This is a genomic window from Chitinophaga sp. RAB17 (assembly GCF_052114225.1).
GTDB lineage: Bacteria > Bacteroidota > Bacteroidia > Chitinophagales > Chitinophagaceae > Chitinophaga.
This window is the reverse complement of record NZ_JBFREI010000001.1, coordinates 1,519,228-1,533,259: the sequence shown is the minus strand read 5'-3', so window position 1 is coordinate 1,533,259 and position 14,032 is coordinate 1,519,228. Positions and strand designations below refer to the sequence as shown.

At 42.1% G+C, this 14,032-nt stretch carries 11 protein-coding genes and 1 rRNA gene; 6 read left to right on the top strand and 6 right to left on the bottom strand.

Translation table 11 applies throughout. The features are described from left to right. Nucleotides 1-159: 159 nt before the first annotated feature. A 5S ribosomal RNA gene (rrf, locus tag AB4Z08_RS06030) occupies nt 160-271 on the top strand. 152 nt (nt 272-423) lie between these two features. Here the strand turns inward: rrf and AB4Z08_RS06025 are convergent. The 3 genes from AB4Z08_RS06025 to AB4Z08_RS06015 all read right to left on the bottom strand — a co-directional run bounded on the left by AB4Z08_RS06025 (nt 424) and on the right by AB4Z08_RS06015 (nt 5,035). Then, nucleotides 424-1,257 carry a hypothetical protein gene (locus tag AB4Z08_RS06025; protein ID WP_441572826.1) on the bottom strand — a complete coding sequence of 278 codons (834 nt, stop codon included), beginning with the start codon at nt 1,255-1,257 and terminating at the stop codon, nt 424-426. 45 nt (nt 1,258-1,302) lie between these two features. Then, nucleotides 1,303-2,406 carry a LacI family DNA-binding transcriptional regulator gene (locus AB4Z08_RS06020; RefSeq protein WP_441572825.1) on the bottom strand — a complete coding sequence of 368 codons (1,104 nt, stop codon included), beginning with the start codon at nt 2,404-2,406 and terminating at the stop codon, nt 1,303-1,305. A 64-nt stretch (nt 2,407-2,470) separates the two neighbouring features. Beyond that, nucleotides 2,471-5,035 carry a zinc-dependent metalloprotease gene (locus tag AB4Z08_RS06015; protein WP_441572824.1) on the bottom strand — a complete coding sequence of 855 codons (2,565 nt, stop codon included), beginning with the start codon at nt 5,033-5,035 and terminating at the stop codon, nt 2,471-2,473. A gap of 747 nt (nt 5,036-5,782) precedes the next feature. On the opposite strand from AB4Z08_RS06015, the gene AB4Z08_RS06010 reads away from it, so the two are divergent. The 5 genes from AB4Z08_RS06010 to mnmE all read left to right on the top strand — a co-directional run bounded on the left by AB4Z08_RS06010 (nt 5,783) and on the right by mnmE (nt 10,443). Further along, the gene (locus tag AB4Z08_RS06010) at nt 5,783-6,634 is read left to right on the top strand and encodes a MotA/TolQ/ExbB proton channel family protein (RefSeq protein WP_133808392.1); all 852 of its coding nucleotides are present in this window, start codon (nt 5,783-5,785) and stop codon (nt 6,632-6,634) included. Nucleotides 6,635-6,703: 69 nt separating this feature from the next. Then, nucleotides 6,704-7,363, top strand: a complete 660-nt coding sequence (locus AB4Z08_RS06005; protein WP_441572823.1) for an ExbD/TolR family protein — start codon at nt 6,704-6,706, stop codon at nt 7,361-7,363. A gap of 73 nt (nt 7,364-7,436) precedes the next feature. After that, nucleotides 7,437-8,042, top strand: a complete 606-nt coding sequence (locus tag AB4Z08_RS06000) for an ExbD/TolR family protein (protein WP_441572822.1) — start codon at nt 7,437-7,439, stop codon at nt 8,040-8,042. Between the two features lie 46 nt (nt 8,043-8,088). Continuing rightward, the gene (locus AB4Z08_RS05995; RefSeq protein WP_441572821.1) at nt 8,089-8,925 is read left to right on the top strand and encodes a TonB family protein; all 837 of its coding nucleotides are present in this window, start codon (nt 8,089-8,091) and stop codon (nt 8,923-8,925) included. 135 nt (nt 8,926-9,060) lie between these two features. Beyond that, nucleotides 9,061-10,443, top strand: a complete 1,383-nt coding sequence (gene mnmE, locus AB4Z08_RS05990; protein WP_441572820.1) for a tRNA uridine-5-carboxymethylaminomethyl(34) synthesis GTPase MnmE — start codon at nt 9,061-9,063, stop codon at nt 10,441-10,443. Nucleotides 10,444-10,639: 196 nt separating this feature from the next. Here the strand turns inward: mnmE and AB4Z08_RS05985 are convergent, their stop codons facing one another. From AB4Z08_RS05985 to AB4Z08_RS05975, 3 genes are all read right to left on the bottom strand, one after another. After that, complete coding sequence (locus AB4Z08_RS05985; protein ID WP_441572819.1) at nt 10,640-11,212, bottom strand: hypothetical protein; 573 nt, start codon at nt 11,210-11,212, stop codon at nt 10,640-10,642. Between the two features lie 11 nt (nt 11,213-11,223). Next, nucleotides 11,224-12,012: an alpha/beta hydrolase gene (locus tag AB4Z08_RS05980; RefSeq protein WP_441572818.1), complete on the bottom strand. Its 789-nt coding sequence runs from the start codon at nt 12,010-12,012 to the stop codon at nt 11,224-11,226. Nucleotides 12,013-12,170: 158 nt separating this feature from the next. Beyond that, complete coding sequence (locus AB4Z08_RS05975) at nt 12,171-13,316, bottom strand: helix-turn-helix domain-containing protein (protein WP_441572817.1); 1,146 nt, start codon at nt 13,314-13,316, stop codon at nt 12,171-12,173. Nucleotides 13,317-14,032 lie beyond the last annotated feature (716 nt).

The following is a 14,032-nucleotide window of genomic DNA, read 5'->3' as shown; positions in this document are numbered from 1 at the left end:
CGACGTTGATAGGTTACAGGTGTAAGGGTAGTAATATCGCAGCCGAGTAATACTAATTGCCCGTAAGCTTTAATTTTTTAAATATTACGCTAAAGAATTTTGAATACAACTTTCCCGATATGTTATCTTATTAGTTTGCTGTAATAGCAAAGAAGATCTTATGGTGGTTTTGCCGAGGGTGTTCACCTCTTCCCATTCCGAACAGAGAAGTTAAGCCCCTCATGGCCGATGGTACTGCACAACAATGCGGGAGAGTAGGTAGCTGCCATACTTATTATAAAAAAGCCTTAGTGTTCTATACACTAAGGCTTTTTTTATTTATGTCATCTGCTATAAAATATTCTCTTCTAGAACTTACCTATCTCGGGAAAAATCATTTACCTGAATATAAATCCCGACTAAAAACCGGAATTACAAAGGTTATTATCTCCGGTTATACCAACGTGCGATATCTACCGCTACTCCCATCGTAAAGGTTACCTGCTGGAAATATTGATTAATATTATCGTAGTTATTATTATTATCATTAAAAGAGCCATTATTTAAAGGAACGGAAAACTGAAGCTGTGACTGGAATTTCACATACCTATATCCTACACGTACAGTAAATGCAGGCTCATAAAAAGCGATCGGCTTATTATTGATCCGCATAAAATCCGCCTTACCAGCATCGTCACCCTCAAATGCTTTAACGCCCAGCTGACTGTCATAAAAATTTACCATAGAAAAGCGGCTGCTGAAAATAGTTTCCACAACAGGATGTACAAATCCGATACTTGGCTGGATGAACACTTTGCTGAAACGGTTCTTTATCATATAGTCGTTCTCGTTACCACTGCTGCCTGAGTTATTATATTCACGGGTAATGGTTTTAAAGCCTCCACCACCATAACCTGCGTATACATCAAACACCATTTTTTTACTGGGTCCGAAAGGCTTGAAAAATCCCACGGCACCTTCTACCAGTCCACCACGGGTACGATTGGATACCAGGAGGTCATTATTATTGGAATTATTTTCATTAGCAGGATCTAAATAATTGAAGCCATATAGATACTGCCCGTTTGCCATAATGGCGATATTGTCGGTAATAGCAAAGGCACCCTGGAGATTGGTAGGAGTGACGCTGCCTTTAAATTCATATCGCTCCTTTAAAAGAGGAGCATTTACCTGGTTAGGTACATAAATATGCCTGTTGCAGGAGGTTACAGCAAAGGCTGCCGAGCACAATATAGCTGCATAGATGCGCGATTTCATACAGTTGTAGGTTTTATTGATATAGTTTATTGGTTTAACACTGCACTATGATGCAGTAGATTCCCGTTTTATTAATTCTACCGGGAAAATATAATTTTTAGTCACTTTTACGGTCTCTTCGTGATTGATCAGCTGTACAATTGTTTCCACTGCTTTCTGTCCCATATTATAGCCCGATTGCTCAATAGTGGTCAAAGAGGGAGAAATGATCCGGGAGGAGAGGTCATTGGAATAACCAACTACTTTGATTTGTTGTGGCACGGCAATATTCCTGTTTCTCGCTTCACGAATAAAAGCTACTGCGGAACTGTCATTGGCAGCGAACATACCATCCGGCATTTTTTGTGCATCGAATAGTTGTTGTGCTGCTACCGTAGCAGCATCCATTGTCAGATCATGTATATATACGAGTTGTTCATCAAAAGGGATGTCGTACTGAGCCAAAGCTTCTTTGTAGCCAGAAAGCCGTTGTTGATAAAGATTGCAGGTAAGTAATCCCGAGAAATGGGCAATACGCTTGCAACCTTGTTTAATCAGGTGTTCAGTAGCCAGAAAGCCGCCTTTAAAATCATCTCCTGTAATGGTATAGCCCTGGAAATCTGTAGGTACGCGATCATAGAATACCAGTGGGATATTGTTTTTAATAAACGGACTGAAATGGTCAAAGTTGGTGGTAAACATGGAAGCTACTGCTAAAAGGCCATCTACGCGGAGGGAGTAAAAAGTATGTACCAACTCTTTTTCCATCGCCACGGTTTCATCTGACTGGCCAATTACAATACTGAATCCATATTTATGGGCTTCATGTTGAATACCACTTATCGCCGTACTCTGAAAATACATAGAGGTACGAGGTACAATCAGCCCTAGAATATTTGACCGTTTCTTGCGCAAACTGGAGGCGATCCAGTTGGGCACATACCCCATTTCTGTAGCAGCCAGCTGTACTTTTTCCCGCGTTTCCATGTTAATAAGTGGATTGTTTTGCAAGGCACGTGAAACGGTGGATGCTGACAGGTTAAGCTTGCTAGCGATATCGTAAATTGTTATTTTGTTAGTCCGATCTTTCACTTTTTGAGGCTTCGTGAGTAAATAATGTAGCGATATTAAGCATTTTCCGGAAGAATTACCAGGCTTTGGGATATACATCAACGAAAGCACCCTTTCCGGTATAACCAGAAAGGGTGCTCCTATTTTCGTGTATGCCTTATAGTTATTTGGGATCCAATGCCTTACCAATACGGGCAATCAGGTCCTGTACATGGTTGCGGGTCATGGCATCTCCACCGGCAGCAGCGGCACGCAATTCTGTTCTGAGTGCTATCAGCTGAGCGCGGCCAATGCTTGCAGCATCTGATTTAGACGGATTGGCAGGTGCATAGCCAAACATAGCTCCCATGGGATTAGCAGCAGGAGGTGTTACCAGTTCTGCCAGGTTATCCACATAAGAGCGTTGCAGGTTCCTACGGTACACATCAACTGACTGATGTGCATATATTTCTGAGAAGATGGATTTTTTCAGGTCGTTCAGCAACTCCGTAGGAGCATAAGCCTGTGTACCTAATGCAGCTTCGCTGCTGATCAGTTTATTGATCGTATTGGTACTCATCAGTCTATCCAGCACTGGTTCCTGGCGGGAGTTGATCAGGGAAACAGCATCACCACCGAAGCGGCTCAGCAGGTCCTGGTTGATCAGCCATTTAGGTGTAGTAAACAGTTGTTTGTTAAGGAATTGTACTGCTTCTTTCTGGGTTGCCTTTGGTACATATTCGTACACTGCGCCAGGCTGTTCTACAGTTTTTGGTGTTTCGTAGATACCTGCCACATTTTTAGCCACATGGCCCATGTAACGACCGAATTGTCCGGCTATTTCTTTGTATAATTCAGCCAGGTTGCCATAGCCTTCATTCTCAACTTTAGTCCAGCTGAGGAGGTTAGGCATAATATACTGCAGGTTTTTAATACCGTAGGTACTTGCAATCATGGCATTATCACCCAGATCTTCGTTTTGTGATCTTGGATCATCAGGGTTAGATTCTGTACCAAACCAGAATTTCTTATCCTTGAGTTTTTCAACGGTCCATTTGTTCAGGATAGGTGTTTCTGCTTCCGCGGATTTTGCCTGTGGGAGCAGTTTGTAGCCCCATTCAATAGCCCATTTATCGTAGTAGTTGATACGTGGGTAAAGGTCGGCACCAATAATACCATCACCAGGTTGAGCAACATAGTTGAAACGTGCGTAGTCCATGATAGAGGCAGCATGGCCATTTTTCTTAACCCATTCTTTATCACGTAATTTCTCAACAGGATAAGTAGAGCTGGATCCGAAGTTGTGGCGCAGACCCAGGGTATGGCCTACTTCGTGGGAAGATACAAAGCGGATCAGTTCACCCATGAGTTCATCGCTGAACTGCATGCTGCGTGCGCGTGGATCATTAGGAGCTGCTTGTACAAAGTACCAGTTGCGCAATAAACGCATTACGTTGTGATACCAGTTGATATGACTTTCGATGATTTCACCGGAGCGGGGATCGTGAATGTGAGGACCGCTTGCATTAGGTACATCGGAAGGTTTGTAAACGATCGCAGAGAAACGGGCATCTTCAATAGACCAGGTAGAATCTTCCTGTGGAGTAGGAGCCATTTTAGCGATGATCGCGTTTTTGAATCCGGCTTCTTCAAAGGCTTTCTGCCAGTCGTTAACACCGAGGATCAGGTATTTACGCCATTTCTCAGGAGTAGCAGGATCAATGTAAAATACAATTGGTTTAACTGGTTCTACCAGTTCTCCACGTTTGTATTTTTCCATGTCTTCCGGCTTTGGTTCCAGGCGCCAGCGGGTAATCATCTGCAGTCTTTTTACGCCTTGCGGATCTGCATCAAAATCAGTTACGCTGGTAGTAAAGTAGCCTACACGCGGATCGAAGTAGCGTGGCTGCATTGGTACAGCAGGCAATAAAACCATGGAGCTGTTTAATTCTACTGTAGCGTTACCACCTGGAGCAGGAGGCATGCCCGGACCGGCAGGACCACCGCTTTTGCTGTATGTTTTTACGGTTTTGATTTCTGTATTCAGCGGATAAGATTTTACATCGGAGATGTAAGATTTATCTGGCTGAACGCCACCGAGTTTGAGTGCATTTTTTACTTGTCCGTCGAAGAACAGGATATCGTTATCACCGCTGATGAATTCAGTTAAATCGATGATGCTACCCTGATTGTTTTTAGACAGTGCTTTTACATCAAATGCCGCTACAATTGGTTGCAGGTTAGAATTCCTTACAGACGTGAACATCGGCTGTGTGGAATCTTTTGATACTTCGGAGTAGGAAATATTTTTCAGGAAGATGCGGCTGTTAGGGCCTTTTTCAAAGCGGACTACATTTTCGTTGATAATATCACCGCTGAATCCCAGCATCCCGGCGCGAAGACTTGCAGCGGATTTGGATATTCTGTTCACTACGAGTACATCTCTGCCGAGCAGGGAATCGGGTATTTCGAAGAAGAAGCGGTCATCCAGCTTGTAGATATTGAACAAACCGGAGTCAGATTTTGCTTTATCGGTGATGATTTCGGCAAAAGGTTTAGGGCCTTGTTTAGGTCCTGGTTTGATCATGGGTGGTTTTCCTGTGGAGTCTTTTGCTGGTGCAGGAGTAGTTGGTGCGGTGTTACGGGAATGTTTTTTCCGTTGTGCTTCCGCAGGGTGAAAAACTGCAGTACCCAGACAGAGTGCGCCTGCCATGGCTATTATCAGTTTGTTGTGAAGTGGTTTGCTCATTGCGGTTTAAATAATTGGTTCTTGATTGCTTGTTATGTTTTTTTAAAAACCTTTGCAAGTAAGTATATTAAGTATTAACTTATGAGGAAAATCCATAAGCGCAGCAATGGCTGTAGGAATGGAAAAAAAGAGTCAAATTGAGAAGTAAATGTTAAAACAATAGTTGCGGGGGCAACTTTTTTTATGTAAGTATTTATTATTATAGCAAATAATAAATACATATGGGGGAGAAGGATGGGAAGAAGTTGATGCCCGCTGTGCTATTGAATTTCGAGATAGGAGCACTAAAAATAATCGATGAAGTATTGCTAAATGCTATTAGCTTGGGCTGAAAGTGTTGACTGGCGCGGAAATAAATAAGTTATCAGAATTGTAAGATTTCTGTTGGAACATTTGAATTTTTTCTTAAATTGTGCGTCCAACTTTGAAAAAAATCAAACGATTTCAAGAATTGGGACAGTAACAATCAGTTGTGAAAACTGCAACATTGGTTTTTTCGCTTAAGTAAGTGTTTGCTCTAAAAAAATGAGTGGTCTAAAAGCCCTGTGATGGGGCTTTTGCGTGTGAAAGTTAATTTTTGTGGGTTTTTTTGAGCTGCACTTGTTTTTTTGGACCAACCGTATAACTTTGCGAATCACTGATTAAAACAGTAAATTGAGTGCTGAGGGGCATTCCACAATAGGGTATCGTAATTAGTAACTTCTAACAAACAATAGTTTAATTTTTAACACTAAAATTTCAATCAACATGGCTGAGACTAAAACAACTGTGACTGCAGCTACAGCTAAGGCTTCTTCTCATCAACCTAAGTCATCCAACTTGTTCGCGACGTTGGCTGTGCCTATCTGCTTAGTGATAGGTTTTCTGTTTTACTTTTTTGTATTAGGTAACCCAGCTAACTTCCAGGGTAACAATCCTGAAGGACATCCAGTTGATTCTGGTATCGGCAAATGGTTTGCTACTGTTTACAAAGGTGGTTTGATCGTACCGATCCTGATCTCCGTATTACTGGTTTGTTTGACTTTCGTGATTGAGCGTTTTCTTTACCTGTCAAAAGCAAAAGGTAAATTCAGCGGTTCTGAGCTGGTACGTAAAGTACAGTATCACCTGGCTAACCGCAATATAGATGCAGCACTGGCTGAGTGTGACAAACAAAAAGGTTCTGTGGGTAACGTACTGAAAGCTGGTCTGAAAAAGTACAAAGAAATGGTTTCTAATACTGAGCTGGATACAGAGCAGAAGATTCTGACCATTAAAAACGAAATTGAAGAAACAACTGCATTGGAACTGCCAATGATGGAAAAGAACCTGGTGTTCTTGTCTACTATTGCTTCCGTAGCTACCCTGTTAGGTCTGTTCGGTACAGTATTGGGTATGATCCGTGCGTTCGCAGCGATGTCTTCCGGTGGTGCACCAGACTCTGCACAGCTGGCAGGTGGTATCTCTGAAGCATTGATCAACACAGCACTGGGTATCGGTACTTCTGCTGTTGCGATTGTAATGTACAACTACTTTACTACCAATATCGATAGCATCACTTACGCTATTGACGAATCTGGCTTTACTTTAACACAGAGCTTTGCTGCTAATCATAAATAATCCGAGATTATTTTGTGGAAAGTAAGCGGTTTTGAATCTATTTAAAGTAAACCATAAAACAGAGTAAAGATGCCTAAAGTTAAAATGCCAAGGAAAAGCACCGCCATTGACATGACAGCAATGTGTGATGTGGCTTTCCTGCTATTAACTTTCTTTATGCTGGCAACTAAGTTCAAACCGGATGAACCGGTAACGGTAGTTACCCCATCCTCTATAAACACTACCCTTTTGCCTGATTCTGATGTGTTGTTATTCACAGTAGATAAGGATGGTAGAGTGTTTTTCAGCATGGATGGCCAGCCTAAAAGAAGAAAGCTGATAGAAGATCTGAATACGCAGTATAAACTGGGCCTCACTGACAAAGAAATGAAAAACTTTGTTACAGGAGCCAGCGTAGGAGCACCTATCAAAGATCTGAAAGCTTACCTTGGCCTCACAGAGGATCAACGTAAAACTTCCGGTCTGGATAAAGGAATCCCTACAGATTCTGCCAGCGGTGAATTAGGAGCATGGATTGATTATGGTAATGCAGCTCAGGGTACAAACCTCAATAAAGTGAAGTATTGTATCAAGGCGGATAACCAAACACCCTATCCTAAGATCAAAGAAATTCTGGAAACTTTCAAGAGAAAGAAAATTCAGAAACTGAACCTGGTTACTAACCTGGAAGAAGCGCCGAAAGGTACTGCTGCCTGGGAAGAACAACAGGCTGGTGGCAAAAAGAAGTAAACGACAGCAAATGCTTCCTGACCAGGAAGGCTGTTGATTTAAGAACTAAAAAAAATTGGCTACTATGGCAGAAATGGATACCAGTAGTAGTGGTGGGAAAGGGAAGAAACACGGTGGGACGAAATCCAAGAAACAGTCTACCCGTGTAGATATGACACCCATGGTGGATTTAGGTTTTCTGTTGATTACCTTCTTCATGCTTACCACTACCATGTCCAAGCCCAAAACAATGGACTTGATCATGCCAAAGGATACCGAAAATGAAAAGGACCAGAACAAAGTAAAAGAAAGTACGGCCCTGACCATTTTACTCGGAAAAGATAATCGTGTTTACTATTACGAAGGTTTGGCACAAGACCCTAATGCGTCTGCTAATCCTGACTTCTTCAAGGCAACAACTTTTGCCAACACAGGAGGAATCAGAGATGAGATCATTAAGAAAAGGGACGAAGTTGCCAGACTGAGAAATGCAAAAGGTGAACCAGAAGACGTTGTAGTGATTATAAAGGCTGATAACGATGCCAATTATAAGAATTTCGTTGATATCCTTGACGAAATGGCGATCAATAGAATTCAGCGTTACGCAACCGTAGACATCAGTGACCAGGATAAAAAATGGATACAGTCTACAGAAGCAGCTAACGGTGTATCTTCTACTCCAACGCCTCCAGCTAAATAGTTTTGTGGAATAATTATTTTTTTGCATCCATCATAAAACAACAACAATGGATTCTGCTAAAGTCTTAAAGTCCGATTTTCTCGATATCCTGTTTGACGGCAGGAATAAGGAATATGGGGCGTACGATTTGCGGAGACAGTATAATAAGCGTGTGCGGAATGCCATTTTAGGAACCGCGTCATTGTTTGTAATATTCTTTGCAACGTACATGATATCACAGTGGGTTAGAGCTGCTGAGGGAGATAACCTCAAGAAGCCGGTGATACAGGAAATTAAGATGGAAGATGTGAAGTTACCGGATGATCCGAAAACGCCACCTCCGCCACCTCCACCGCCTGCACCACCACCACCGGTAAAACCGTCAGTACAATTCACTCCTCCGGTTATTAAGAAAGATAACGAAGTACCACCGGATGAGGAACCTCCTAAACATGAGGACATCAAGGACAAAGCCATCAGTACTAAAACTGTAGAAGGTGATCCAAACGGTATCGATCCGGGATTACTGGAAGATAGTAAAGGTACCGGTGTAGTAACTGCTCCTGCTGCTCCTGCGAAAGAGGAAATTTTCACCTTCGTAGAACAACCTCCAACCTTCCCAGGTGGTGAGGAAGCACTGGCGAAGTACCTGAGCAAAAATATCCGTTACCCACGCGTTGCGCAGGAAAATGGTATCTCCGGTACAGTATTCGTTCAGTTCGTAGTAGACTCTGAAGGAAACATTAAAGACGTTAAAACAGTAGGTGCCGCAAAAGGTGGTGGCCTGGAAGAAGAAGCTGTTCGTGTGGTGAAAACCATGCCTAAATGGAAAGCTGGTAAGCAAAATGGCCGCCAGGTTTCTGTACAGTTCAACCTCCCTATCCGCTTTACTTTGCAGGAGTAGTACTGTATCAACATAATTTCAAAAGTCCCGTTTCAACATCGTTGGAACGGGACTTTTGATTTTTACAACCATGGATGGTAGCACCGATTATCGTAAATTTGTGCCCTTTGGGAAATAATCATAAACTAAACAGGTATGCTGGGTAAACTAACAGGATTTGATGATACTATTGTGGCCGTAGCTACCGCGCCAGGCCTCGGCGCCATCGCAGTTATAAGACTGAGTGGCCCAGGTACCTACGCTATCTGCAATGGACTATTCCCCGCCAAAGACCTTACGCAACAAGCCAGTCATACCCTGCATTTCGGCAATATCGTATCTGAGGGACGTGTTCTTGATGAAGTAGTCGTTAGTTTGTATAAAGGCCCGCGCTCTTATACCGGAGAAGACGTGATAGAAATATCCTGCCACGGATCCCCTTATATTCAACAACAAATCATTGACGCCACCATCAAATCCGGCGCGCGTTTGGCCAAACCAGGTGAATTCACCCAACGGGCCTTCCTCAATGGTAAACTGGACCTTACCCAGGCAGAATCAGTAGCTGACCTCATCGCCAGCAACTCCGCTGCCTCCCACCAAACAGCCATGCAACAAATGCGCGGTGGCTTCTCTAAAGAATTACATGCCCTACGTGAGCAATTAATCACCTTTTCTGCCCTTATCGAGCTCGAACTGGACTTCAGCCAGGAAGATGTGGAATTCGCCGATCGTACGGGCTTATATGCCCTTGTTTCAAATGCTACCGGCGTACTCCAACACCTGATCGACTCCTTCCGCATGGGAAACGTCATTAAAAACGGCGTAAATACCGCCATCGTTGGTAAACCTAATGCTGGTAAATCTACCCTGCTCAATACCCTCCTTAATGAAAACCGCGCTATCGTCAGCGATATTGCCGGTACCACCCGCGATACCATCGAAGAAATCCTCAACATTGACGGCATCCTCTTCCGCCTCATTGATACCGCTGGCATCCGCGAAAGTCGGGATACCATCGAAAGCATAGGCGTACAAAAAACGATGGAGAAAATCAAAGAAGCAGGTGTAGTCGTTTACCTGTTCGATGTAAACGAACTATCGGCTACGGATATACGTAATCAGATCAGTGCCTTCGAAGCAGATAACATCAACTATCTCCTCGTTGGTAATAAAACCGATATCACCGGCGAAAAAGCTATCCGCACTAAATTTTCCCACATCCCCGATATACTTTTTATCTCCGCAAAAAATCATGCGCATATCCAGGACCTCAAAGATGCACTCGTCCGCAAAGTAATAGCAGGTGAAGTGAATACAGAAGATACGATCATCACCAACGCACGACATTATGCTGCATTGCAGGAAGTACTGAAATCATTGCAGGATGTAAAAGAAGGTATGGATAACGGATTACCAGGAGATTTACTGGCGCTGGATATCAGGCTTTGTTTGCATTACCTGGGAGAGATAACTGGTGAGGTGACAAATGAGGATAGGCTGGATTATATTTTTAGTAAGTTTTGTATCGGGAAATAGCATCGTTTCTTTTAGTTGACTTTTCAGACTGCCATGAAGACCGTCAAAGGACTTCGTGATAAATAGCTGATTCCCACCAGGCATTTTCCCCGAAGTCCTATGATAGAACTGATTCATACTTTTGGATCAATGAATCTCCAGTCAGGAATGCGTCCTCCCACGAATATTCATCACCCAATGAGAGTAGCTATAATCTTCATCGCCTTCTATTCAATTTAACCCCCACTCCTAACTCCAGGTAACCAATATTACTAACCGTGCCCAGAGGATAATACCGGATAGGATAAAAAGGAAAATATAGTCGTGCATCGAATGTTCGCCTTTTGACACCGAATGAAACATCATACATCACTCCATAATCCGGTACTATACTGTGTGTAGATGTAGTTATTTTATCTAACTCGGGATTGTCAAGTGTTTCGCTGAATGCGATGTATTTTATTCCACCCATTAGCAAGATAGTATGACGTGTTTGCCCTTTTGGACCGTATAAAGAATATCCTATACCCAACTTTTGAGCAAGGGTAGAGTTGTAATTCGTTTTGATATATTTCTGTGGAAAATTCCTGAATAGCAGAAAGCTGAACATCGAATGGGAGGCGATAGAAAGTTTTGGGGTGAACTGATGAAAGGCCATGACAGACAGTGTAGGCTTTACCGTAATCCAGGTAATACCCAGGGCTGGTTTAATTTCCAGTAATGGAAGCGTATCCTGCGCCTGTACGCAGGTAGTAATAAAAAGAGAAATGCAAATAAGTATCAGACGCATAGGAGAGCGATTTATAATTGTTGAAAGTAGAAGGCTATTGCCTTTTTAATATTTGGAGTTTTGGAACCCAGGTGATCCAGGCCTTTGGCAAGATGGTATTGCTGGGCGAAGCCAGTGTAATATTGATTTAACACACGGTTAAACAGCGCTATGGGAGGCAGCATTATTTCTTCTTCCAGTTCACCTGCAGCCAAAAAAAATATACCAGAGGTAGTTTGATTGGCAACGCGGTTTGCTCTCTCGTTTTTAAGAACGATCTGATCGCCCAGCCAAAACGAGGGAYTAAGACAGAGGTAATTTCCAAATATCCCGGGATAATTTGTAAAGCAGTAAGCTACGCATAGTCCGCCGGCAGAATGTCCTATCATACCCCTGTCTTTCCGGTTATCTGATGCGTGAAAATCCTGTTCCATTTTGGGAATCAACTCCTGCCGGATGAATTGAATGAATTTATCAGCTTCTCCTTTATGCCCTTTGTAGGATACGGGTAAATAGTCATCCAGGCGGTTATTGCCCCCACCTATACCAATGACCAGAATTTCTTCTTTGTTTAGATCGGATGACTTTTTGTCGCATTCTAAAGCCACCAGGTCGAAGTCCGTTTTGGGATCAAGTACGTATAATGTTTTATAGGTCGTGGTTGGAGAGAAGTGTTTGGGGAGCGCAACTTTTATATTATAGGTGGCGCCATTGACCGATGAAGTAAGATCAAATGTGCTGATGCGAGCACTTTCGAATTTTTCTTTCTTGCAGGCGGATACCAATAATAACAAACTGAAACATGTAATAATAAGCTTCATAAAATGACTGAATTTATCTTGTAGGATAAAAAATGAAATAGGACTCGTACCAGACGAAAACCGCCACAAATGTGAGGAATGAGGCCATGGGAATCGCCCCACCAGCTATGATGACACCTTTTTTTTGCGATAAACAATAAGAAAAAGAGAGATTTTCCTCAGGATGAGGGATATTGATCCTTTAAATATGCAGATGGCTGCTGACCTGTGAATTTCCGGAAATTCCGATTGAAGGAAGACTTTGAATTAAAACCACATTCGAAAGCGATAGACAATAAGGTATAGCTCTTGCTTCCTGGAGCCGCAACCACTTTTTTAAATGCTTCCACCCGCAGAGAGTTGATATAATCGTAAAAACTCTGATCGAATTTTGAGTTGATAACCTGAGACAAAATGGCATCATGGACCTGCAGAAGCCGGGCAACTTCTCCCAATGTGAGTTCAGGATTCGTGTACAACCGCTCTTGGTCCATTAACTCGTTTAGTTGTTCCTGGATCTTTAATGCATCTACTTCTGTAAGGGAAGACCCTTTATATTTAATCCTGGCAGCGGGTACTTCAACTACTATTGGCTGACTGACTGCAATAGGTACAGGTTCCTCTTTTTCGGTTTCCATCCCGATAGAAGGGGCAGGAGATTTGAATATGGCTTTTTGGCGTACGCCAAAAAAACCGATGAAACATATAAACAGAGATGCGCTGAGGTAAATTGTTTGCGGCGTTTGATAGAATACCACAAATAACCAGATTATTCCCATACCTCCGATCAGGTAACGGAGCCAGTTTAAACTGATCTTCTCCGTGTTGGAAAACTCCTCTTTCAGTTGCCGTTTAAATTTATATAGCAATATTGCCGATGCGGTGATGTAACTCACTCCTGATATAATAATGGTAATATTAGTGAAGATAGCCAGATAGCTAAAAGCTGGTAGTCCGTTATCGAATACCCGTATTTTTTCCTGTGGATGTAACAGGAGGAACGGCAACCAACAAATACTGATTAGTACCACCGGCAAAAAATGCAACAACCACATGGGGGCCGGCTTTTTTTTAGCCGTTAAATGTAAAATATAGAGATAGAGAAAGGGTCCATGGACGAGCGGAAAAACGCCACTCCACCCCAACAGGTAGGGAAATTGGTGATAACGCCCGGAGATAACGAAATAAAGATCCGCCAGGTGTAAAGTGGCAAATAATTGCCAGATGATTAAAATTTTGTCGGCAGTCGTCTTATCAGGCTTTCCGATTAGCAACAATAACAAATAGATAGATACAATGACACTTGAAAAGTACAGCCAACTCATTTTATTTATAGATAGGTTACAAATACAGCACGCACAAGGGCAGGTTGCAACGACGTATAACAAATATAGGTAAACTGAATTACAGCCATTACATTAAACTTCCTTAGTTAGGTGAATAGATAAACTAGATTAATGATTCTATTTTGATAAAAAACAATTCTATATTGACTTTTTTCTAAAAAAGTTGTTAAAAAATTGCGCGACTTGAAAAACTTTACATAGGTTTGAAAAAGAAGAAAAAGAGCATTTGGAGCAATGGGAAAAGCGATTCATTTTTTATTTTACTGATTGCTAAAACGTTTAATCAAAGACTGATTAGCATATTTCGTCCAACGCAAATCAACCTACAACAATTTAATTCAATCAGAATCAGCAATAATTTAAAGAACCAGATTTTCTTTAAACAGTCAACGAGAATTTCACTAAATAGCCAGACTTTTTTATCAATCACTTTGTTATTCGTAAGCATATGCGCGTTAAAATATCTCTATCATCAAGTAGCGTTGGTGAACGATAAGTGATGTCTTTCAAGCAAGACGCCTTTATCCCGTTATAATAATCAAGACAGCAAAACATTTTTTTGTGCTAAGAAATAGCGCAATAGCTACTGCTTCTGCAAAGTATGAATCAAAAGAATGAGTACTGAACACACTAAACGGCGGCCATGTAATTCCAGCCATTATCAGCAACAAGGATTGAAACTGCGAGGAAGAATG

Coding starts and splice junctions, on each gene's coding strand:
- AB4Z08_RS06020 (WP_441572825.1), bottom strand. CDS start 2,406: ATGTATATCCCAAAGCCTGGTAATTCTTCCGGAAAATGCTTAATATCG.
- AB4Z08_RS06005 (WP_441572823.1), top strand. CDS start 6,704: ATGCCTAAAGTTAAAATGCCAAGGAAAAGCACCGCCATTGACATGACA.
- AB4Z08_RS05975 (WP_441572817.1), bottom strand. CDS start 13,316: ATGAGTTGGCTGTACTTTTCAAGTGTCATTGTATCTATCTATTTGTTA.
- AB4Z08_RS06015 (WP_441572824.1), bottom strand. CDS start 5,035: ATGAGCAAACCACTTCACAACAAACTGATAATAGCCATGGCAGGCGCA.
- AB4Z08_RS05985 (WP_441572819.1), bottom strand. CDS start 11,212: ATGCGTCTGATACTTATTTGCATTTCTCTTTTTATTACTACCTGCGTA.
- AB4Z08_RS05995 (WP_441572821.1), top strand. CDS start 8,089: ATGGATTCTGCTAAAGTCTTAAAGTCCGATTTTCTCGATATCCTGTTT.
- mnmE (WP_441572820.1), top strand. CDS start 9,061: ATGCTGGGTAAACTAACAGGATTTGATGATACTATTGTGGCCGTAGCT.
- AB4Z08_RS06010 (WP_133808392.1), top strand. CDS start 5,783: ATGGCTGAGACTAAAACAACTGTGACTGCAGCTACAGCTAAGGCTTCT.
- AB4Z08_RS06000 (WP_441572822.1), top strand. CDS start 7,437: ATGGATACCAGTAGTAGTGGTGGGAAAGGGAAGAAACACGGTGGGACG.
- AB4Z08_RS06025 (WP_441572826.1), bottom strand. CDS start 1,257: ATGAAATCGCGCATCTATGCAGCTATATTGTGCTCGGCAGCCTTTGCT.